Consider the following 21126-nt stretch of genomic DNA (forward strand, 5'->3'; position numbering starts at 1 on the left):
GCGGCTGGCGCGCGACAGAAGGTTGCCCGATCTTCTGCCGAATAACGGCCGAGTAAGCGGTACTTATTTTCTTGACGGAGGCAACATGGAATTCCAGATGCTGGAAACGGAAACCAACGGCACCATCATCAAGGTGGTGGGCGTGGGTGGTGCAGGTGGTAATGCAGTTGCACACATGATCAATCGCGGCGTGCAAGGCGTCGACTTCATCGTGATGAACACCGATGCGCAGGCGCTGTCGCGCTCGCGCTCGCCGAACGTCATCCAGTTGGGCAACACGGGTCTGGGCGCAGGCGCAAAGCCGGAAATGGGCCGCGCAGCAGCAGAAGAAGCACGTGAGCGCATCGCGGACGCATTACGTGGCGCGCATATGGTGTTCATCACGGCAGGCATGGGTGGCGGCACGGGCACGGGCGCAGCACCCGTGGTCGCGCAGATCGCGAAGGAAATGGGGATTCTGACGGTTGGCGTCGTCAGCAAGCCGTTCGAGTTCGAAGGCGGCAAGCGCATGCGCGTCGCCGAAGCTGGTTCGCAGCAACTGGAGGATCACGTCGACTCGCTGATCGTCGTTCTGAACGACAAGCTGTTCGAGGTGATGGGCGATGACGCCGAAATGGACAAGTGCTTCCAGTGCGCTGACGACGTGCTCAATAACGCAGTCGCGGGCATCGCTGAAATCATCAACGTCGATGGTCTCGTGAACGTCGACTTCGAAGACGTGAAGACGGTGATGGGCGAGCAAGGCAAGGCGATGATGGGCACGGCGACGGTGGCCGGCGTCGATCGCGCGCGTCTCGCAGCGGAACAGGCTGTCGCAAGCCCGCTGCTGGAAGGCGTCGATCTGTCGGGCGCACGCGGCGTGCTGGTGAACATCACGTCGAGCCGTTCGCTGCGTCTGTCGGAAACGCGCGAAGTGATGAACACGATCAAGAGCTATGCTGCTGATGACGCGACCGTGATTTTCGGCGCGGTGTACGACGACGCGATGGGCGATGCGCTGCGCGTGACGGTCGTGGCAACGGGTCTGGGCCGCGCTGCGAAGAAGCAGCAATCGGCGCCGATGACGCTGCTGCGCACGGGCACGGACAACCAGCCGGTCGGCGCAGCGCAGCATTATCCGCAGCATCACGCAGCGGCGGCGGATTACGGTTCGCTGGATACGCCGGCAGTGTGGCGCACCTCGCGTGATACGGCGGCTTCGCACGTGCAGGCGCTGCAGGAGAAGGGCGTCGATACCTACGACATCCCGGCCTTCCTGCGCAAGCAGGCAGACTGAGGTTCACGCAGGAGCGGGCTTTCCGCGGCGTAATCATCTGATTCTTGATTGCGCGCAGCAGGAATGCACGAGCGTGGCGGGTGGAACGGCAATGAGGCCGCGTTGGGTCGCGCGCGCGGCACGGACAGGTGCCCTCTTCGCATCGGCGAAGCGGTTTGGGACACTGTCGCCGGATGAAAACTCCACTGCGGCACGAGTACGTGCGAGCGTGCTCCGCATCGATGCGAAGGAACGAGCATGATTCAGGTAGGTGAAAAGCTTCCCCAGGCGACCGTTTACGAGTTGATCGAGGACGAGCGCGAGGGCTGCACGATCGGGCCGAACAGCTTCGACGTGCGCGAACAGACTGCGGGTAAGCGCGTGGTGATCTTCGGATTGCCGGGCGCGTTCACGCCGACCTGTTCGGCCAAACACGTGCCGGGTTACGTCGAGCAGGCGGAGAAGTTGCGCGCTGTCGGTATCGACGAGATCTGGTGCGTGTCCGTCAACGACGCGTTCGTCATGGGCGCGTGGGCACGCGATCAGCGCACCTCGGGCAAGGTGCGCATGATGGCGGACGGCAGCGCGGCTTTCACCCGGGCTCTCGGTCTGGAGCAGGACCTGTCGGCGCGCGGCATGGGAATCCGTTCCCAGCGCTACGCGATGGTGGTCGACGACGGCGTGGTCAAGACGCTGCACGTCGAGGCACCCGGCAAGTTCGAAGTGAGCGATGCGACGAGTATTCTCGCGACGTTGAGCCAGGCATGACGCGGCTTTGAAGCTTCGCCGCGACCGCGCAAACCGTGATTGTTGCGCTGCGGCAACGCTTTTATGACCTCGTTGTGACAGGCCGTAACGCGGGCCGATGACCGGAAACGCCTCCGTTCCGGGCATCGGCCCGTCACGCTTCCCGATGAGGTAACGCAGCGAAACAGATTGAAACGCCAGCGCAACGGCGCTCCGGAAACGATTGGAGTATACTTCGCGCTATGAAATAAAAAGTCCTGATTAGGATTTTCAATCGAATAGAAGATCACCATGTTGAAGCAGCGCACTATCAAACAGATCGTCAAAACGGTTGGCATCGGCTTGCACTCGGGCCGCAAGGTCAACCTGACGCTCCGCCCGGCGGCGCCGGACACGGGCATCGTGTTTTCCCGCGTGGATTTGCCCACGCCGGTGGACATTCCCGCGTCGGCGATGGCGATCGGCGATACGCGGCTTGCATCGGTGTTGCAGAAAGACGGCGCGCGCGTGTCGACGATCGAGCACCTGATGTCCGCGTGCGCGGGCTTGGGTATCGACAACCTCTACGTCGACGTCACCGCTGAAGAAATCCCCATCATGGACGGCAGCGCGGCATCGTTCGTGTTCCTGATCCAGTCGGCGGGCATCGAAGAGCAGAACGCGGCAAAGAAATTCATCAAGGTCACGAAGCCGGTCGAAATCCGCGACGGCGACAAGTTCGCGCGTCTCGATCCGTACTTCGGCTTCAAGCTGAAGTTCACGATCGACTTCCGCCATCCCGCCGTCGACAAGACGGGCCAGGCGCTCGAAGTGGACTTCGCGAATACGTCGTATGTGCGCGAGATCGCGCGTGCCCGTACGTTCGGCTTTGCGCACGAAGTCGAAATGATGCGCGAGCTCGGCCTGGCGCGCGGCGGCAGCATGGATAACGCGATCGTGCTCGACGAGTACCGCATCCTGAACAACGACGGCCTGCGTTACGACGACGAGTTCGTGAAGCACAAGATGCTGGATGCGATCGGTGACCTGTATGTGGTCGGCCATCCGCTGCTCGCGGCGTACGACGCATACAAGTCCGGCCATGGGCTGAACAACGCACTGCTGCGCGAACTGCTGGCGCACGAGGATTCGTATGAGATCGTCACGTTCGACGATCCGCAGAAGGCGCCGCGCGGTTTCGCGTATGACACGCAGACGGCGTTCGCCTGACTTCAAGCGCTCGGATAGTCACTGAGCAGCAACGCAAAAGCGGCCTGAAAAGGCCGCTTTTTTCATTCCAACGCGATTCTTCAGCGTATTCATTTTCGATGCCGGGCGGCCATGCGCGCGAGCGCGGCCTGCAACGGCGATGGCTCCAGCGATTCGCTAAGCTCGTGCAGCGCATCCGCGCCGGCGCGCGACATGCGCGCCTGTTTTTCGCGCGCAGGCTCTTTCGCGGGCTGCGGACGGACGCGGATTTTCAGCGAGTTCACCGGCCAGCCGCGCTGCTGCAGATCCGACAGCAGACGCGGCTCCAGATGCCGCAGTCGTGCCGCGAGCGCGTTGTGCGCGGCGAACAGCGCAAGCACGCCGTCCTTGATGAAGCCGGGTTCAACGCTCGTCGCCAGATAGTCGGGCAGCAATTCGGTCAGATCGCGCTCCAGCGCGGCGACCTGCTCGACGCCGGCTCGCAGTGCGGCGAATGCGTCGGTGCGGTTCAGCACTTCGGCGACGGCTTGCGGCCTGCGCACGTCGAACGAGCGCGAGCCGAGCTTCGGGCCGGGCTTCGGTGACTGCCTTGAAAACGGTGAGAAACGGCTCATCTGGGAGTTTGATTGGTAGCCGCGCCGTGTGCGGGGCCCATGCTGCGATTGTACCGGTTGTAACATGCGGCAGCGGCGCGAAACGGCGTTCGCACATGCCGCAACCGCCCGTATCCGCAGCGCTTTCGCCCTGGCCGGACGGCCAGTGGTCTTAGTGCTGACACAGGCGTACGCGGGGGCGCGTGCTAAAATCCATGATTCGAATTCACTCTTGGACCTAAGCCGCCGAGGCCCAAACGACCGAGGGTTGCAACAAGGTGAAAGGGTGTAAAAACCGGCCTTGCAACCCAGCCGAAGCCGCGACGCAACCACGATCCGATGACCACCGGTTTTCTACAAAAGATTTTTGGCAGCCGTAATCAACGGCTCGTCAAGCAATATCAAAAGACCGTCGCGGCGATCAATGCGCTCGAACCGCAGATCGAGCAATTGACGGACGATCAACTGCGCGCGAAAACGACGGAATTCCGGCAACGCGTCGGCAGTGGCGAGTCGCTCGACAAGCTGCTGCCCGAGGCGTTCGCGGTCTGCCGCGAGGCGAGCAAGCGCGTGCTGAAGATGCGGCACTTCGATGTGCAGCTGATCGGCGGCATGGTCCTGCACTACGGCAAGATCGCGGAAATGCGCACGGGCGAAGGCAAGACGCTCGTCGCGACGCTCGCGGCCTATCTGAATGCGCTGTCCGGACGCGGCGTGCACGTCGTGACGGTGAACGATTACCTCGCGCAGCGCGACGCAGAGTGGATGGGGCGCCTGTACAACTTCCTCGGGCTGTCGGTGGGTATCAACCTGTCGCAGATGGATCATGGCCTGAAGCAGGAAGCGTACGCCGCGGACATCACGTACGGCACGAACAACGAATTCGGCTTCGACTACCTGCGCGACAACATGGTCTACGAGACCGATGCGCGCGTGCAGCGGGCGCTGAACTTCGCGATCGTCGACGAAGTGGACTCGATTCTCATCGACGAAGCCCGCACGCCGCTCATCATCTCGGGTCAGGCCGAAGACCACACCGAGCTTTACGTGCGCATGAATGCGCTGCCGCCGCTGCTCGAGCGCCAGATCGGCGAAGAGAAGGCGGACGGCACGGGCGTCGAAAAGCCGGGCGACTACACGCTGGACGAAAAGGCGCGCCAGGTGTTCCTGACCGAATCGGGCCACGAAAAGGCCGAGCGGCTGCTCTCCGAGTGGGGCCTGATCGGCGAAGGCGAAAGCCTCTACGCGCCGCAGAACATCACGCTGATGCACCACGTGTACGCGGCACTGCGCGCGCACACGCTGTTCTACAAGGACCAGCACTACGTCGTGCAAAACGGCGAAGTGGTGATCGTCGACGAATTCACGGGCCGTCTGATGGCGGGCCGTCGCTGGTCGGACGGTCTGCACCAGGCCGTCGAAGCGAAGGAGCATGTGAAGATTCAGAGCGAGAACCAGACGCTCGCGTCGATCACGTTCCAGAACTATTTCCGCATGTACGCGAAGTTGTCCGGCATGACGGGTACGGCCGACACCGAAGCGTACGAATTCAACGAGATTTACGGCCTCGAAACGGTCGTGATTCCGACCAACCGCCCGCCGAAGCGGATCGACAAGCAGGACCAGATCTACAAGACGGCGATGGAGCGCTACAACGCGGTGATTCGCGATATCCGCGAATGCTATGACCGCAATCAGCCGGTGCTGGTTGGCACGACGTCGATCGAGAACTCGGAACTGCTGTCGCAGCTGCTGAACAAGGCCGGTCTGCCACACGAAGTGCTGAACGCGAAGCAGCACGCGCGTGAAGCGGCGATCGTCGCGGAAGCGGGCCGTCCGAAGCGCATCACGATCGCGACCAACATGGCCGGCCGCGGTACGGACATCGTGCTGGGCGGCAACGCCGAGAAACAGGCCGCGTTTATCGAAGCCGACCTGTCGATCCCCGAGGACGAAAAAGCCGCGCGCATCCAGAAGCTGCACGACGAGTGGCAGACGCTGCACGATCAGGTGAAGGCCGCAGGCGGCCTGCATATCATCGGCACCGAGCGTCACGAATCGCGTCGTATCGACAACCAGTTGCGCGGCCGCGCCGGCCGTCAGGGCGACCCGGGTTCGTCGCGTTTCTATCTGTCGCTCGAAGATCCGCTGCTGCGTATTTTTGCCGGCGACCGCGTGCGCGCGATCATGGACCGCCTAAAGATGCCGGAAGGCGAGGCGATCGAAGCGGGCATCGTCACGCGCTCGATCGAATCGGCGCAACGCAAGGTCGAAGCGCGCAACTTCGATATCCGCAAGCAGCTGCTCGAATACGACGACGTGTCGAACGATCAGCGCAAGGTGATCTATCAGCAGCGCAACGAACTGCTCGAAGCACACGACATCACTGAGACGATCGGCGCGATGCGTCACGGCGTGATCGGCGACATCGTGCATCAGTTCGTGCCGGCGGGCAGCATCGAAGAGCAGTGGGACGTGCCTGAGCTGGAAGAAGTGCTGCGCAATGACTGGCAGCTCGATCTCGCGATTCAGGAGATGATCAACGAGTCGCAGTCGATCGACGCCAGCGAGATTCTCGAAGCAGTGACGGCCGCCGCCGACGAGGCCTACGAGTCGAAGGTCGAGCAGGTGGGCCGCGAATCGTTCAGCGCGTTCGAGCGCTCGGTCATGCTGCAGACGCTCGACCGCAGCTGGCGCGAACATCTCGCCGCGCTCGATCATCTGCGTCAGGGCATTCACCTGCGCGGCTATGCGCAGAAGAATCCGAAGCAGGAGTACAAGCGCGAAGCGTTCGAACTGTTCGCCGCGATGCTCGACTCGGTGAAGCTCGAAGTCACGCGCATCGTGATGAACGTGCAGATCCAGTCACCGGAACAGCTCGAGCAGGCCGCCGAGCAGTATGAAGAGCAGGGCAGCCATCTCGAGAACATCGAGTTTCGCCATGCCGATTACGCGGAAGGCGGCGCGGCCGTCGCGGCGGCGCCTGTTGCGGCAAACGCGGCAGCATCGATGATCGACGACGCGATGGCGCACAGCCACAGCGCAGCGGCACCGCTTTCCGGCGCCGTGCCGAAAGTCGGCCGCAACGATCCATGCCCATGCGGCAGCGGCAAGAAGTACAAGCAGTGCCACGGCAAGATCGCGTGACACACGGAGCGGCGCGCATCATGCGCGCCGCGTCGTTTGAAGCACGCATTGCTGGTGATTTCGCGGTGGCGCGGCTCCATCCGGCGCCATCACCCTTGATCCCCGATGCCGGCGCCCGCCGGCATTTCAGTCTCGACAGGTCGCGACCATGGCTGTCAATTTCCCTTCGATCGATCCCGCTCAACTCCATCCCGTCGCCGGCGTCACGCTAGGCTGGGCCGAGGCGAACATCCGCAAGCCGAACCGCAAGGACGTGCTCGTCCTTTCCGTCGACGAAGGCGCGACGGTCGCGGGCGTGTTCACATCGAACCGTTTCTGCGCGGCGCCCGTCACGGTGTGCCGCGAGCACCTCGAGCGCGTGCGCGCGGGCGGCAAGGGCATTCGCGCGCTGGTCGTCAACACGGGCAATGCGAACGCGGGCACGGGCGAGCCGGGCATGGCGCACGCGCGTGAGACATGCGATGAACTTGCGCGCCTCGCGGACATCGCGCCGGAACAGGTGCTGCCGTTCTCGACGGGCGTGATTCTGGAGCCGCTGCCCATCGACCGTCTGAAGGCAGGGCTGCCCGCCGCGCTCGCGAACCGGCAGGCTGCGCACTGGTACGACGCCGCGCAGGCCATCATGACCACCGACACGCTGCCGAAAGCGGTGTCTCGCCGGGTCACGATCGGCGGCCACACGGTCACGTTGACGGGTATCAGCAAAGGCGCCGGCATGATCAAGCCGAACATGGCGACGATGCTCGGCTTCCTCGCGTTCGACGCGAATGTTGCGCAGCCGGTGCTCGACGAACTGGTGAAGCATGTCGCCGATCGCTCGTTCAACTGCATCACGATCGACGGCGATACGTCGACGAACGATTCGTTCATCCTCATCGCGTCGGGCAAGTCGAGCCTGCCCGCGATCACGTCGACGGATTCGCCCGCGTACGCCGCGTTGCGCGATGCCGTCACGGAAACGGCTCAGACGCTCGCGCAACTGATCGTGCGCGACGGCGAGGGCGCGACGAAGTTCATGACGGTGCAGGTCGAAGGCGGTTCGAGCGTGGCCGAGTGCCGCCAGATCGCGTATGCGATCGGCCATTCGCCGCTCGTCAAGACGGCGTTCTACGCGTCGGACCCGAACCTCGGGCGCATTCTGGCCGCTATCGGCTACGCGGGCGTGACGGACCTCGATGTCGGCAAGATCGACCTGTACCTGGACGATGTACTCGTCGCGAAAGCGGGCGGCCGCAATCCGGAGTACAAAGAGGAAGACGGGCAGCGCGTGATGAAGAAGGCGGAAATTCTGATTCGCGTCGTGCTGGGCCGTGGCGATGCGCAGGCGACGATCTGGACGTGCGACCTGTCGCACGACTACGTGAGCATCAACGCCGACTACCGTTCGTGATTTGCGCGCGATAGCCGCGTGATTGGCTCCTGATTCCAGATTCGTTCCGATCTCATCACATGGATAAACTCGAACAATTTCTGACCCGCGCCGAAGCCGTGCTGGTGCGGCTCGAAGCGATGCTTCCGCCGGCCGCGCCGGATATCGACTGGTCCGCCGCCGTTGCGTTTCGCTGGCGTAAGCGCCAGGGGCGCGGCTATCTGCAGCCGGTGCCCGCCATTTCGTCGATTTCGCTGGACGACCTGCAGAACATCGATCGTCAGAAGAACCTGATCGACCAGAACACGAAGCAGTTCGTGAGCCGGCAGCCCGCGAACAATGTGTTGCTCACGGGCGCGCGCGGTACGGGCAAGTCGTCGCTGATCAAGGCGTGTCTGAATGCGCACTCGAAAGACGGTTTGCGTCTGATCGAAGTCGACAAGGACGACCTGCACGACCTCGGCGATATCGTCGATCTGATTTCGGCGCGTCCCGAGCGCTTCATTGTGTTTTGCGACGATCTGTCGTTCGAGGAAGGCGAGTCGGGTTACAAGGCGCTGAAGGTGGCGCTCGACGGATCGGTGGCTGCGCAGTCGGACAACGTGCTGATCTACGCGACGTCGAACCGCCGCCATCTGCTGCCCGAGTACATGAGCGACAACGAGACGTACAAGCACATGCCCGACGGCGAGATTCATCCGGGCGAAGTGGTCGAAGAAAAGATTTCGCTGTCGGAGCGTTTCGGCCTGTGGGTCAGCTTCTATCCGTTCAAGCAGGACGACTATCTGTCGATCGTCGCGCACTGGCTACATCACTTCGGCTGCAACGATGCCGATGTCGAAGCCGCGCGCGGCGATGCGCTGATCTGGGCGCTGGAGCGCGGCTCGCGTTCGGGGCGCGTCGCGTGGCAGTTCGCACGCGACTGGTCGGGCCGGCGGGCGCAAGCATGAGCGACCCGGTGCAAAACGGCATGCAGAACGCGAGCGAACTGAACGCTGCGGGCCGGCCGGTCACGGAAGTGGCCGTCGGCGTGCTGGTTCAGCCCGATGGCCGCTATCTGCTCGCGCAACGGCCAGCCGGCAAGCCCTATGAGGGCTACTGGGAATTTCCGGGCGGCAAGCTGGAGCCGGGCGAATCGGTCGAAGCGGCACTTGCGCGCGAACTGCACGAAGAGCTCGGCATCGACGTGCAGTCGAGCCATCGCTGGCACGTGCTCGAACACGACTATCCGCATGCGTACGTGCGTCTCTATTTCTGCAAGGTGACGGCGTGGCACGGCGAGCCGCATGGGCGCGAAGGTCAGGCGTTCGCGTGGCAGGCGTTGCCGGCCCAAGTGTCGCCGCTTTTGCCCGCGACGATTCCTGTGCTGGAGTGGCTGGCCGCGGAGTGAGAGGAGGGCGCAGCCGCAGCACGCGGCCTGCGCCTCGATGATGATGCGCGGCGCGCGCCGCGTTTCAGTGCGAGCGGTTTTCGCCGGGCGTGTCGTCGGTTGTCGGTTCGTCGTCGGTGCCGCCGATCTTGTACTTTTCGGCAGCCCATGCGCCGAGATCGATCTGCTTGCAGCGCTCGGAACAGAACGGACGGAAGCGGTTTTCAGGAGTCCAGCGGACATCCTTTCCACAGGTCGGGCATTTGACTACAGTGGTCATTCGGTCAGACGTTCAATCGCAAACGGTGAAGTTCCAAATATGAGGCGCTTTGCCTCAGATTAAAGACTGCACAGCGTCAACTGGAACGGCACGTCGACATCGACGGCGCGCGGACGCAAGTCACCATCCTGCACCGTGAAGCGCACCCACAGCATGTACTTGTTGGCGCTCGCTTCGGGAATCACACGCAATTCGGGTGCCACGCGCACCTGCATCAACTGATATGTGCGGCCCGACAGCATCTGCTGGTAGCTGCCCTGCATCGCCATCACTTTCGACGCCTGCCCCGATTCGCGCGCGAGTCGCAGCACGATGGCGGCTGCGTCGCGCAGCGGCAGAAGCGGCATGACCCACTTGGCGATGTCCTGACGGCGTTGATCGGGGTGCGTCTGCTGCCATGCGTAATACGACGGAAGATCGAACTTGCAGGTGCCGCCGGGGATGATAGCGCGACTGCGGATGCTCGCGAGCCACTCGTTGTCCGCAAGATGCTGGCCAGTCTTGCCTTGCATTTGTGTAAGCCCGGCGAGAGTCTGTTCGATTTCGCCGAGGACGGCTTCGAGCGCGTTCTGTTCGATGCCGGGATTGCCGCGAAACGGCGCGAGCGTTTGACGTTGCCGCTCCAGTTCCTTCATCAGATCGGACTTCAGATCGGCGCGGCCCGCGACTTCGGAGATTTCGAACAGCGTGGTCAGCGCGACATGATGTTCCCTGGCGTCTTCCTGAGTCAGAAAGAACGTGAAGCGCTCGAACAGATCTTCGAGGCGCAGCAGCGTCCGGATTCGCTCATTGAAGGGATACTCGTAAAGAATCAAGCGGGCTCGCCTCGGGCGTGGTCGGTGACGGAATTGCAGGACATTCTAATGCCGTGGGACTACCCTCGCAATCACACACTATTTCCGCGGGCTTCTGTCAATTTTTGCGCTGTATCGTGCGCATTCGTTGCGCGCTCGCGCTGTTCCCGACAACATGCGCCCGCTTTACAGACGCTGAACAGAATCGCTTACGGCTCACGCGGCCGCGAGTGAAAGATAGATGCGGTGAAGGCGATCGACATCAAGGTCGAGCGCTTCGAGCGATGCGCCGTCATTGACGATTATGTCGTCGGCTGCGGCGAGGCGTGCTTCGCGCGAGGCCTGCCGCGCGATGATCGCCTGCACCTGCTCGCGCGTGAACGCATTGCGGAGCATGACGCGAGCGATCTGCGTCTCGACGCTGCAGTCGACGGTCAGCACCCGGTCCACGCGTGTCTTCCAATTGCCCGATTCGACGAGCAGCGGCACGACCATGATCACGTAAGGTCCTTGCGCCTGTTGACGCTCGCGTTCCGTCTCGACTCGAATCAACGGATGCGTGATGGCTTCGAGACGTTTGCGCGCATTCTCGTCGCTGAAGACGAGTGCGCGCATGCGGGCGCGATCGAGCGAGCCATCGGACGCGACGAACGATGCGCCGAATTCGGCGGCAATGTCGGGCATCGCGGGCCCGCCCGGCGCGGTAACACGATGCGCGATCAAGTCGGTATCGACGAGCGTCACGCCGCGCTTCGCAAACAGATCGGCGACAGTGGACTTGCCGCTGCCGATGCCGCCCGTCAATCCAACAGCAAACATGCGTCAGCCTCCGAAAGCCATATAAAGCGGCGTGCCGAGAAAGAGCGTAATGACGCCGGCGGCCGCGAGGAACGGGCCGAATGGCAGTGGCTCTTCGAAGCGCATGCGGCCAATCCATGTCGCGACCAGTCCGATGACGGCGCCCGCCACGGCTGCAATCAGAATGATCTGCGGCAGTGCAGCCCATCCAAGCCAGGCGCCGAGCGCGGCGAGCAGCTTGAAATCGCCATAACCCATGCCTTCGATGCCGCGCACGAGCCTGAATACCCAGTGCACGCACCACAGTACCAGGTAGCCGGCGATCGCGCCGATCACCGCGTCGTGCAGGCTCGCGAACACCGAATTGAAGTTGACGATAAAGCCCGCCCACAGCAACGGCAAGGTCAGTGAGTCGGGCAGCAGATGCGTGTCGATATCGATCGCGCTCATTGCGAGCAGCGCGGCGCAAAGTCCGTATGCCGCGAGCGCCGTGCCCGTTGGGCCGAACGAGACGAACGCGCTGAGCGCCAGAGCCGCGCTCGACAGCTCAAGCAGCGGATAGCGAAAGCTCACGCGGCTTTTGCATTGCGAGCAACGGCCGCGCAACAGCAGATAGCTGAATACAGGAATGTTCTCCCACGCGCGCAGCACGTGGCCGCAATGAGGACAGGCGCTGCGCGGCAGCCAGAGGTTATAGCGCGCGGGCAGGCCGTCGTCGTCGAACGAGTGGCCTGTTGCTTCGCTCACCTCGGCGCGCCACGCGCGTTCGAGCATGATCGGCAAGCGATGCACGACGACATTCAGAAAACTGCCGATCACGAGGCCGAACACGATGACGAACGCAATCTGCGCGAGAGCGGGCAGCGCGCCGAATGCCACGCCGATGCTGTCCGCGAAACGGGTGAGCGGGCCGCTGAAGGATAGGTCTGACACGGGCGTGAGCGTGGTCGGCATGGTCGATTAAGTGGATTCGGCTGCGATGCTACTACACCACGTTGCCAAGTTGGATGATGGGAAGATACATCGCGATCACGAGACCGCCGACGAGCCCGCCCAACACGACAATTACGAGCGGTTCGCACAGGCTCGCGAGGCCCGTGATCTTTTCGTCGACCTGTCGATCGCTGAGCGACGCGACGTCGAGCAGCATCGTGTCGAGCGTTCCCGATTCCTCTGCGATGGCGACGGGTTGCACGATGTCCTCGGGAAAGCATTGCGCTTCACGCATCGCGGGCGCGAGCCGCACGCCGCGACGAAGCTGAGCCGAGATCGCGATGGTCGCGCGATCGAACCAGGCGTTGCCCGTTGCGTGCGTGAGCGAATCGAATGCGTCGGCGAGGGGCGTCCCCGCCGACAGTAGCGTACCGAGCGCACGGCTCCAGCGCGCGGCACAAAGTGTCGCGAGCAGCGAGCCGGCGATGGGCAGCCGCAGCATCGCGCGGGAGAATTGCAGCCGGGCCGCCTCAGAACGGCTCAGCAGTTGCCGCATGGCGAGCACAAGCACGCATAGGATCGAAGCGAGCGGCACGCTCCAGCGGCCGGCCGCTGCCGACATCGCGAGCACAAGTTGCGTCGGCGCGGGCAGCTTCGCGCCGAAGCCATCGAAGATCTGCTTGAACGTCGGAACGACCCACACCAGCAGCGCGGCCGTAATCGCGATTGCAAGCAGCAGGATTGCGACGGGATAGGTGAGCGCGGCACGCACTTTGGCCCGCTGTGCGGCGGCGCGCTCGCGGTCGTCGGCGAGTCGCGCGAGCACGGCAGGCAGCGCGCCCGATGCTTCGCCTACTTCGACCAACTGACGATACAGTGCGCCGAACTGCACCGGATGACGGGCGAGCGCCGCCGAGAAGCCGAGTCCTGCCGTGATATCGCGAGCGAGCACGTTGACGATGCGCGGCATGCCTTTGGCCCGTTCGCTGTCTTTCGATGCATTCGCCAGCAGTTCGAGCGATGACGCAAGCGGCAGGCCCGCACGCAGCAGGCTCGACAGCTGGCGCGTAAACAGCGTGACATCGGCGGCGCGCGCGTTGGGCTGCGGTGCTGCGCCACGCACATTCCATTCGACGCCATAGAGCGCGTCCTGCTTCAGCATTGAGCGAGCAGTCGCGAGGTCCGGCGCGATCACGGTGCCGCGCCGACGCACGCCCTGCGCGTCGAGCGCGCGCCATGCGAATCGCTGCTCCTGGATCGTCGTTGCCGTCATGCGACCTCCGTTGCGCTGAGCGCTTCGGCGAGGCTCGTCGTGCCGTCGAACGCGCGGGCCAATGCCGCTTCGCGCAGCGTCCGGACCTGTTCGGCGCGTGCCTGTCTAGCGATCTCGTGCGTGCCTGCGCGCGCAACGATCAGCTCTCGCATCGCATCTGAAACGGGCATCACCTGATGGATGCCGACGCGTCCGCGAAAGCCGATGCCGTGGCAGGCTTCGCATCCTTGCGGAACGTAGGGATGCCAGTGCCCGGTTTCGGCGTCGGGCACGCCGGCTGCGCGCAACGACGCGGGCGTTTCAATGGACAACTGCCTACATGCGACACACAGGCGCCGCACCAGCCGCTGCGCCGTCACCAGACGCAGCGCGGCCGCGAGGTTGTATGGCTCGACGCCAATGTCGATCAGGCGCGCGATGGCGGCGGGCGCGTCGTTCGTGTGCAGCGTCGACAAAACCAGGTGGCCAGTTTGAGCTGCCTTCACGGCTACATCGGCCGTTTCTTCATCGCGGATTTCGCCGACCATGATCACGTCCGGGTCCTGGCGCAGGAAAGCACGCAATGCGACGGCGAACGTGAGGCCCGCCTTCTCGCGAACGCTGACCTGATTGATGCCCGCAAGCTGGATTTCCGCCGGATCTTCGACCGAGCAGAGATTGCGGGACTCGGCGTTCAACCGTTGCAGGAAGCAGTACAGCGACATCGTCTTGCCGCTGCCCGTCGGTCCCGTGACGAGCACGAGCCCATGCGGCGCGCTGATCGAGCGATCGACGATATCGCGCTGAGCGGGCGCAAGGCCAAGCGAATCGAGCGACAGATCGGCTGGCAGCGCGTCGAGTCTGCGCAGCACGAGCTTTTCGCCGAACAGCGTGGGCAGCGAATTGACGCGATAGTCCTCGACCCTGCCCGCAGCGACGGGCAGCCGCAAGCGGCCATCCTGTGGCACGCGCCGTTCGGCGATATCCATCCGCGCCAACACTTTCACACGCGTGATGAATGCGTCGCGCAGATGCGCCGGCGGGCGGGCGATCTCGTGCAGCACGCCATCGACGCGCAGCCGCATCCGCCAGCCGTGCTCCATCGGTTCAATATGCAGATCGGATGCGTTGAGGCGCGCGGCTTCGAGAAGCGTATCGGCGAGCAGGCGGACGGCTGGCGGGCTGTCTGCGTCGGCCGTAGCGGGCGGCTGCCGGCTAGTGGCAACCTTGAGCGGAGGGGAAGCCGGATGGGGGGACGTGCGCATCGAAAACCGGCTGGGAGCCGCCTGTAGAACATGACGGCTTCATCATCGGGGATCGTGCACCTGGCCGCTATTCGGCCGAATGGCCAGTGCGCTATCCGCGGCTCACGAGCCGCTTGATCTTCGACCCCGGCGGAGGACCGGGGCGAAAGATCTTAACTGTTCTGATCGCCTGGTCATCGCTGCGCATCACTTCAAGTTTGATGTCCGCGATCTTCACGCAGACGTCGCCTTCCGGAATCTCTTCGAGAATTTCCAGGATCAGTCCGTTAAGGGTTTTCGGGCCGTCAGTCGGCAGGCGCAATTGCAGCCAGCGGTTGAGTTCGCGAAGGGGCATGCTGCCCGCGACGATGCACTCGCCGTCTTCGTTCCAGCCGCCGCGCGAACTCGCGCTGCGCGGCACCGACGTCGTGAATTCGCCAATCAGTTCCTCGATGATGTCCTCGGGCGTCACGAGCCCCTGCAGTTCGCCGTATTCGTCGACGACGAGCGCAATCCGATGACGGCTTTCCTGGAAATACTGGAGCTGCTGAAAGACGGGCGTGCCCGTCGGCACGAAGTACGGCTCGGCGAGCAGTTCGCGCAGCGTGTCGCGCTCCAGTTCCTGGTTGTGCAACGCGGAGAGCGTCTTGCGCACATGAAGCACGCCGAGCACGCGGTCGAAGTCGCCCTGATAGACGATCAGCTTGTTGTGATAGCACGTTTCGAGCTGATGCAGGATCTGCTCGAATGGCGCGTCGAAATCGAGCGCCTCGATGCGGCGGCGGGGAATCATCACGTCGTCGACGGTGATGTTTTCGAGGTCGAACAGGTTCAGAAGAATGCTGCGGTGCTTGGTCGGCATGAAGCTGCCGGACTCGAGCACGATGGTGCGCAGTTCCTCCGTCGACAGCCGCTGTTCGTGCGCGCTTTTCGTGTTGATGTGCAGCACGCGCAGGATGCTGTTGGCGAACAGGTTGACGAACCAGATCAGCGGCTTGGACACGCGCATCAGCGGCGCGATCAGCAGGCTGGCCGGCAGTGCGATTTTTTCCGGGAACGTTGCGCCGACGATCTTCGGCGTGATTTCGGCGAACACGATGATGAGAAACGCGACGATACCCGTCGCAATCGACAGCACGACGCTGTTGCTGCCGAACGTGTGCAACGCGATCGACGTGGTGAGTACCGGGATGATCGTGTTGAACAGGTTGTTGCCGATCAGCACGGCGCTCAGCAGCTCATCGGTGCGCGCGAGCAGGCCTTGCGTGGTTTTCGCGCCGAGCGCGCCCTTGCCGGCAAGGTGCTTCAGACGATGACGATTGATCGCCATCATCGCTGTCTCGGTAATGGAGAAGAAGCTTGAGCAGATGAGAAGCAGGACGACGGCGCCTATTTGCGCCCATAAGGGAAGTTGTTCCACGCGACGTGAATAAGAGAAGGGGAGGGATGGGGAGAATATAGCAGAGGGGCCGGACGGCTCTCATCGGCCGGATGGCCAAGTCGGCTTGCTGTCCACTCAGGTGATTAGCAAAGCGACGGACGAAAAAAAACCGCGCAATGCGCGGTTTTTTCAAAATCTGGTCGGGGTGAGAGGATTCGAACCTCCGGCCTCTACGTCCCGAACGTAGCGCTCTACCAGGCTAAGCTACACCCCGATTTGGTAACTCGACTCAGACTAATCCGACGCTTCAGTCTCGTTTAAGACTGTCTCGTCGTCGAGTAAGAACATAATTCTAGCAGGCTTTCTTTGTAAATGGAACTGGGAAACGAAGAAATTGCCGCCGCCGCCGCTTGCGCTTCCTGCTTCGCGCATTCGAGCGTGTGATCGAGCGCGCCCGAGCGCGTGATCGCGTCGAAAATCTCGTCGAAGCGATCGGTGCCGCCTTGCTCGATTGCCTCGCGCGCGAGTGCGGCCTGCTCCGGCGTGCCACGCTCGATCAGATAGATGAGCGGAAGCGTCGGCTTGCCTTCGCGCAGATCGTCGCCGGCGTTCTTGCCCATCGACTCGGGCGTGCCCGTGTAGTCGAGCCAGTCGTCCATGATCTGGAACGCCGTGCCGATACGGCGGCCGAACTCGGCGGCGGCGGCTTCCGTGGTTGCGTCCACGCCCGACAGCACGGCGCCCAGCTGGGCGGCCGCTTCGAACAGCTTGGCCGTCTTGTAACGGATGACCTGCATGTAGCGCGCTTCGTCGACGTCGGCGTCGTGCATATTCAGCAGTTGCAGCACTTCGCCTTCGGAAATGATGTTGGTCGCTTCCGAAAGAATCTCCATCACGCGCATCTTGCCCACGCCGACCATCATCTGAAACGAGCGTGAATACAGAAAGTCGCCGACCAGCACGCTCGCCGCGTTGCCGAATAGTGCATTTGCCGTCTGACGTCCGCGGCGCAGATCGGACTCGTCGACGACGTCGTCGTGCAGCAGCGTTGCCGTGTGAATGAACTCGACGACGGCCGCCAGTTCGTGCCGATGCCCCGTCCTGTCACCGAGCGCGCGCGCCACGAGCAGGAGCAGCGCGGGGCGCAGGCGCTTGCCTCCGGCACTGATGATGTACTCGGAGATCTGGTTGATCAGCATCACCTCGGACGCCAGACGGTGCCGGATGACGCGATTCACCTGCTGCATGTCTTCGACGATCGGAGCGAGCAGATTGGCTGCGTTAGGGGTAGGAGTGGCGGTTGACGACATGGTGACGAATTCGGGTAGTGCCGCGAATTATAAGGCGAACTGCGCTAATTCAGCGCCGTACACCCTACCATCGTGGCCGTTTTGGCATTGGTATGTCACGTTTGTCGCGCGTACGACGGCCTCGTACGGCCGTTGTCAACTACTTTTGACCGCGTAGCTAACTCTATGTATAATCGAGAGTTTCCGCGCGTGGTGCGTCGGGAAAAATGAATCCAGAGTGAGGTTTTCAATGTACGCGGTCATAAAAACCGGCGGCAAGCAGTATAAGGTTGCTGTCGGCGAAAAACTTAAAGTAGAACAGATACCGGCAGACATTGACGCTGAAATCACGCTCGACCAGGTTCTCGCAGTGGGCGAAGGCGAATCGATTAAATTCGGTACGCCGCTGGTCAGTGGGGCTTCCGTCAAGGCTACCGTTGTGTCGCACGGTCGTCACGCCAAAGTGACCATCTTCAAGATGCGTCGCCGGAAGCACTACCAAAAGCATGGCGGCCACCGCCAGAACTACACCGAACTGCGCATCGACGCGATCAACGCGTAAGCGCATCGGGCAAGGAGTAATCACATGGCACACAAAAAGGCAGGCGGCTCTTCCCGGAACGGCCGCGACTCCGAGTCGAAGCGCCTCGGCGTGAAGGTTTTCGGCGGTCAGGCGATCCTGGCTGGCGGCATCATCGTGCGTCAGCGCGGTACGCGCATGCACGCTGGTGAAAACGTCGGCATCGGCAAGGATCACACGCTGTTCGCGCTGGTCGACGGCCACGTCAAGTTCACGACGAAGGGCGCCGACAAGAAGCACATGGTCAACGTCGTCCCGGCTGTCTGAGATTAATTCAGGCACGGGCTTCAGGACCGGAAAAAGGCCCCGCGAAGTTTGCGGGGCCTTTTTGTTTGCGGATTTCGTTGGCGGGTCTCCTTTGAGAGTTTTCGTTTGCGGGCCCGTATCGTCGCGGCATTCCATTGTCGCGAACAGACAAGAATCAAGTTCAATCTGGCCGAACGGCCAATGGTGCATGCGCGCAACGCGCGGCAAAATAGCAATACACACGGGACGGAGTAACGCATGAAGTTCATTGACGAAGCGAGGATCGAAGTCATCGCCGGCGACGGAGGAGATGGCAGCGCGTCGATGCGCCGCGAGAAATTCGTCCCGTTCGGCGGTCCGGACGGCGGCGATGGCGGCCGGGGCGGCAGCGTCTATGCAGTCGCAGACCGCAACATCAACACGCTGATCGACTACCGCTACGCGAAAAAGCATCAGGCGCGCAACGGCGAGAACGGCCGCGGGTCGGACTGCTACGGCAAGGGCGGCGACGACATCACGCTGCGCATGCCCGTCGGCACGATCATCGCGGACATGGACACGGGCGAAGTGATCGCCGACCTCACCGAGCACAACCAGACCGTGCTGGTCGCGCAGGGCGGCGCGGGCGGCCTCGGCAATCTGCACTTCAAGTCGAGCACGAACCGCGCGCCGCGTCAGAAGACGGACGGCAAGCCGGGCGAGCGCCGCATGCTGCGTCTGGAACTGAAGGTGCTCGCGGACGTGGGCTTGCTGGGCATGCCGAACGCGGGCAAGTCGACGTTCATTTCATCGGTGTCGAACGCGAAGCCCAAAATTGCCGATTATCCGTTCACGACGCTCGCGCCGAATCTCGGCGTCGTTCGCGTCGGGCCGAGCCGCAGCTTCGTGATCGCCGACATTCCCGGTCTGATCGAAGGCGCGGCGGAAGGCGCGGGCTTGGGCCACCAGTTTTTGCGGCACTTGCAGCGCACGGGCCTGCTGCTGCATATCGTCGATCTCGCGCCGTTCGACGAAACCGTCGATCCCGTCGCGGAAGCAAAGGCGATCGTCAACGAACTGCGCAAGTACGACGAGGAGTTATACGGCAAGCCGCGCTGGCTCGTGCTGAACAAGCTCGACATGGTCGCGGAAGAAGAGCGGGAGGCGCGCGTCGCCCGCTTTATCAAAGACTTCGAATGGGACGGTCCCGTTTTCGAGATTTCGGCGCTGACGGGCCAGGGCTGCGAGAATCTTTGCTACGCGGTCTACGACTACCTCGCCGAGCACTCCGATGCGCACCGTGCAGCCGAAGCGGAGGATCTCGCCGCCGACGTGCGTTTCCGCGACCAGCAGGCGGGCAGCACGGGGGCATCGGCCGAGCCGCAGGAGTAACAGCCGTACCCTGGATGCCGGCGCACTCCCAGCACGCGCCGGCCTTACGAATCATCTTGGAGACCGCGCACAATGCGTTCCGTTATCGCAGATTCCAGGCGATTGGTGGTGAAAGTCGGGTCGAGCCTTGTCACGAACGATGGGCGCGGGCTCGATCACGCAGCAATCGGTCGCTGGGCCGCTCAGATTGCCGCGCTGCGCGAACAGGGCAAGGAAGTCGTGCTTGTCAGTTCCGGCGCGATCGCCGAGGGCATGCAGCGCCTTGGCTGGACGAAGCGCCCGCGCGAAATCGACGAGTTGCAGGCGGCCGCCGCCGTCGGGCAGATGGGGCTCGCTCAGGTCTACGAAAGCCGCTTCGCCGAGCATTCGATCCGGACCGCCCAGATCCTTTTGACGCATGCCGATATGGCAGATCGCGAACGCTATCTGAATGCGCGCTCGACGCTGCTGACGCTGCTGCGTCTTGGCGTCGTGCCGATCATCAACGAGAACGACACGGTCGTCACCGACGAAATCAAGTTCGGCGACAACGATACGCTCGGCGCGCTGGTCGCGAACCTGATCGAAGGCGACGCACTGATCATCCTCACCGACCAGCAAGGCTTGTTCACCGCCGATCCGCGCAAGGATCCGAGCGCGACCCTTGTCCAGCAGGCCGACGCAGGCACGCCGGAGCTGGAGGCGATGGCGGGCGGTGCCGGGTCGAGCATTGGGCGCGGCGGCATGCTGACGAAGATTCTCGCGGCAAAACGCGCGGCGCATAGCGGCGCGAACACGGTGATCGCAAGCGGCCGCGAGGCGGATGTGCTCGCTCGGCTCGCAGCGGGCGAGGCGATCGGCACGCAACTCATCGCGCGTACCGCGCGCATGGCGGCACGCAAGCAGTGGATGGCCGATCACTTGCAGGTGCGCGGGCACGTCGTAATCGACGACGGCGCGGTCGAAAAGCTCACAGAAGGCGGCAAGAGCCTGCTGCCGATCGGCATCGTCGGCGTGCAGGGCGCGTTTGCGCGCGGCGAGGTGATCGCGTGTCTGAACGCATCGGGACGCGAGGTCGCGCGCGGACTGACGAACTACAGCAGCGCGGAGACGAAGCTGATCCAGCGTCGTCCGAGCGGTGAGATCGAAACGGTGCTGGGCTATATGCTCGAGCCGGAATTGATCCACCGCGACAATCTGGTGCTCGTCTAGCTGTCAGTCACGTACCCGTCCCCCCAGAAAACAAAAAGCCGCCCCATCGCAAGACGGGACGGCTTTTTTCGTTGCGTCGTCATCGAGATTCCGCGCTTT

Annotated in this window: 20 protein-coding genes and 1 tRNA gene; 11 read left to right on the plus strand and 10 right to left on the minus strand. The window is 63.0% G+C overall.

Annotated features, from left to right (window positions below; genetic code table 11):
• Positions 1 to 85 precede the first annotated feature (85 nt).
• The 3 genes from ftsZ to lpxC all read left to right on the plus strand — a co-directional run bounded on the left by ftsZ (position 86) and on the right by lpxC (position 3211).
• Entirely contained in the window at positions 86 to 1276 is a 1191-nt protein-coding gene (gene ftsZ, locus BMW76_RS20555) for a cell division protein FtsZ (protein ID WP_090868382.1), read from the plus strand.
• A gap of 237 nt (positions 1277 to 1513) precedes the next feature.
• Positions 1514 to 2023: a peroxiredoxin gene (locus BMW76_RS20560; RefSeq protein ID WP_090868385.1), complete on the plus strand. Its 510-nt coding sequence runs from the start codon at positions 1514 to 1516 to the stop codon at positions 2021 to 2023.
• Between the two features lie 270 nt (positions 2024 to 2293).
• Positions 2294 to 3211, plus strand: a complete 918-nt coding sequence (lpxC, locus tag BMW76_RS20565; RefSeq protein ID WP_090868387.1) for a UDP-3-O-acyl-N-acetylglucosamine deacetylase — start codon at positions 2294 to 2296, stop codon at positions 3209 to 3211.
• Positions 3212 to 3300: 89 nt separating this feature from the next.
• Here the strand turns inward: lpxC and BMW76_RS20570 are convergent, their stop codons facing one another.
• The gene (locus BMW76_RS20570; protein WP_090868389.1) at positions 3301 to 3804 is read right to left on the minus strand and encodes a DUF721 domain-containing protein; all 504 of its coding nucleotides are present in this window, start codon (positions 3802 to 3804) and stop codon (positions 3301 to 3303) included.
• Between the two features lie 318 nt (positions 3805 to 4122).
• On the opposite strand from BMW76_RS20570, the gene secA reads away from it, so the two are divergent.
• The 4 genes from secA to BMW76_RS20590 all read left to right on the plus strand — a co-directional run bounded on the left by secA (position 4123) and on the right by BMW76_RS20590 (position 9689).
• On the plus strand, positions 4123 to 6930 hold the full coding sequence (gene secA, locus BMW76_RS20575; RefSeq protein WP_090868391.1) for a preprotein translocase subunit SecA: 2808 nt from the start codon (positions 4123 to 4125) through the stop codon (positions 6928 to 6930).
• A gap of 148 nt (positions 6931 to 7078) precedes the next feature.
• Positions 7079 to 8320 (plus strand): bifunctional glutamate N-acetyltransferase/amino-acid acetyltransferase ArgJ, encoded by a 1242-nt coding sequence (argJ, locus tag BMW76_RS20580; protein ID WP_090868393.1) that lies wholly within the window; start codon positions 7079 to 7081, stop codon positions 8318 to 8320.
• Positions 8321 to 8379: 59 nt separating this feature from the next.
• Positions 8380 to 9249: an ATP-binding protein gene (locus tag BMW76_RS20585; protein ID WP_090868395.1), complete on the plus strand. Its 870-nt coding sequence runs from the start codon at positions 8380 to 8382 to the stop codon at positions 9247 to 9249.
• A complete protein-coding gene (locus BMW76_RS20590) occupies positions 9246 to 9689 on the plus strand; it encodes an NUDIX domain-containing protein (RefSeq protein WP_090868397.1) in 444 nt (147 codons plus the stop codon). Before BMW76_RS20585 ends, BMW76_RS20590 begins: the two co-directional genes overlap by 4 nt.
• Before the next feature lie 64 nt (positions 9690 to 9753).
• Here the strand turns inward: BMW76_RS20590 and yacG are convergent, their stop codons facing one another.
• From yacG to BMW76_RS20635, 9 genes are all read right to left on the minus strand, one after another.
• Positions 9754 to 9948 carry a DNA gyrase inhibitor YacG gene (gene yacG, locus BMW76_RS20595; RefSeq protein WP_090868399.1) on the minus strand — a complete coding sequence of 65 codons (195 nt, stop codon included), beginning with the start codon at positions 9946 to 9948 and terminating at the stop codon, positions 9754 to 9756.
• 59 nt (positions 9949 to 10007) lie between these two features.
• Positions 10008 to 10763, minus strand: a complete 756-nt coding sequence (zapD, locus tag BMW76_RS20600; protein WP_007747120.1) for a cell division protein ZapD — start codon at positions 10761 to 10763, stop codon at positions 10008 to 10010.
• 195 nt (positions 10764 to 10958) lie between these two features.
• Complete coding sequence (gene coaE, locus BMW76_RS20605) at positions 10959 to 11561, minus strand: dephospho-CoA kinase (protein ID WP_090868401.1); 603 nt, start codon at positions 11559 to 11561, stop codon at positions 10959 to 10961.
• Between the two features lie 3 nt (positions 11562 to 11564).
• A complete protein-coding gene (locus BMW76_RS20610) occupies positions 11565 to 12494 on the minus strand; it encodes a prepilin peptidase (protein ID WP_090868403.1) in 930 nt (309 codons plus the stop codon).
• 31 nt (positions 12495 to 12525) lie between these two features.
• On the minus strand, positions 12526 to 13746 hold the full coding sequence (locus tag BMW76_RS20615) for a type II secretion system F family protein (protein ID WP_090868405.1): 1221 nt from the start codon (positions 13744 to 13746) through the stop codon (positions 12526 to 12528).
• A complete protein-coding gene (locus BMW76_RS20620; protein WP_090868407.1) occupies positions 13743 to 14990 on the minus strand; it encodes a GspE/PulE family protein in 1248 nt (415 codons plus the stop codon). Before BMW76_RS20620 ends, BMW76_RS20615 begins: the two co-directional genes overlap by 4 nt.
• A gap of 91 nt (positions 14991 to 15081) precedes the next feature.
• A complete protein-coding gene (locus tag BMW76_RS20625; protein WP_090868409.1) occupies positions 15082 to 16389 on the minus strand; it encodes an HlyC/CorC family transporter in 1308 nt (435 codons plus the stop codon).
• A 158-nt stretch (positions 16390 to 16547) separates the two neighbouring features.
• Positions 16548 to 16624, minus strand: a tRNA-Pro gene (locus tag BMW76_RS20630).
• 43 nt (positions 16625 to 16667) lie between these two features.
• Positions 16668 to 17660, minus strand: coding sequence for a polyprenyl synthetase family protein (locus BMW76_RS20635; protein WP_090868412.1), 993 nt, complete (start codon positions 17658 to 17660; stop codon positions 16668 to 16670).
• 229 nt (positions 17661 to 17889) lie between these two features.
• On the opposite strand from BMW76_RS20635, the gene rplU reads away from it, so the two are divergent.
• From rplU to proB, 4 genes are all read left to right on the plus strand, one after another.
• Complete coding sequence (gene rplU / locus BMW76_RS20640) at positions 17890 to 18201, plus strand: 50S ribosomal protein L21 (RefSeq protein WP_006025184.1); 312 nt, start codon at positions 17890 to 17892, stop codon at positions 18199 to 18201.
• Between the two features lie 24 nt (positions 18202 to 18225).
• Positions 18226 to 18486 carry a 50S ribosomal protein L27 gene (gene rpmA, locus BMW76_RS20645; RefSeq protein ID WP_090868414.1) on the plus strand — a complete coding sequence of 87 codons (261 nt, stop codon included), beginning with the start codon at positions 18226 to 18228 and terminating at the stop codon, positions 18484 to 18486.
• 237 nt (positions 18487 to 18723) lie between these two features.
• A complete protein-coding gene (cgtA, locus tag BMW76_RS20650) occupies positions 18724 to 19836 on the plus strand; it encodes an Obg family GTPase CgtA (RefSeq protein WP_090868416.1) in 1113 nt (370 codons plus the stop codon).
• Positions 19837 to 19908: 72 nt separating this feature from the next.
• Complete coding sequence (gene proB / locus BMW76_RS20655) at positions 19909 to 21027, plus strand: glutamate 5-kinase (RefSeq protein WP_090868418.1); 1119 nt, start codon at positions 19909 to 19911, stop codon at positions 21025 to 21027.
• Positions 21028 to 21126: the final 99 nt, after the last annotated feature.

This window comes from Paraburkholderia diazotrophica (genome assembly GCF_900108945.1).
GTDB classification, from domain to species: domain Bacteria; phylum Pseudomonadota; class Gammaproteobacteria; order Burkholderiales; family Burkholderiaceae; genus Paraburkholderia; species Paraburkholderia diazotrophica.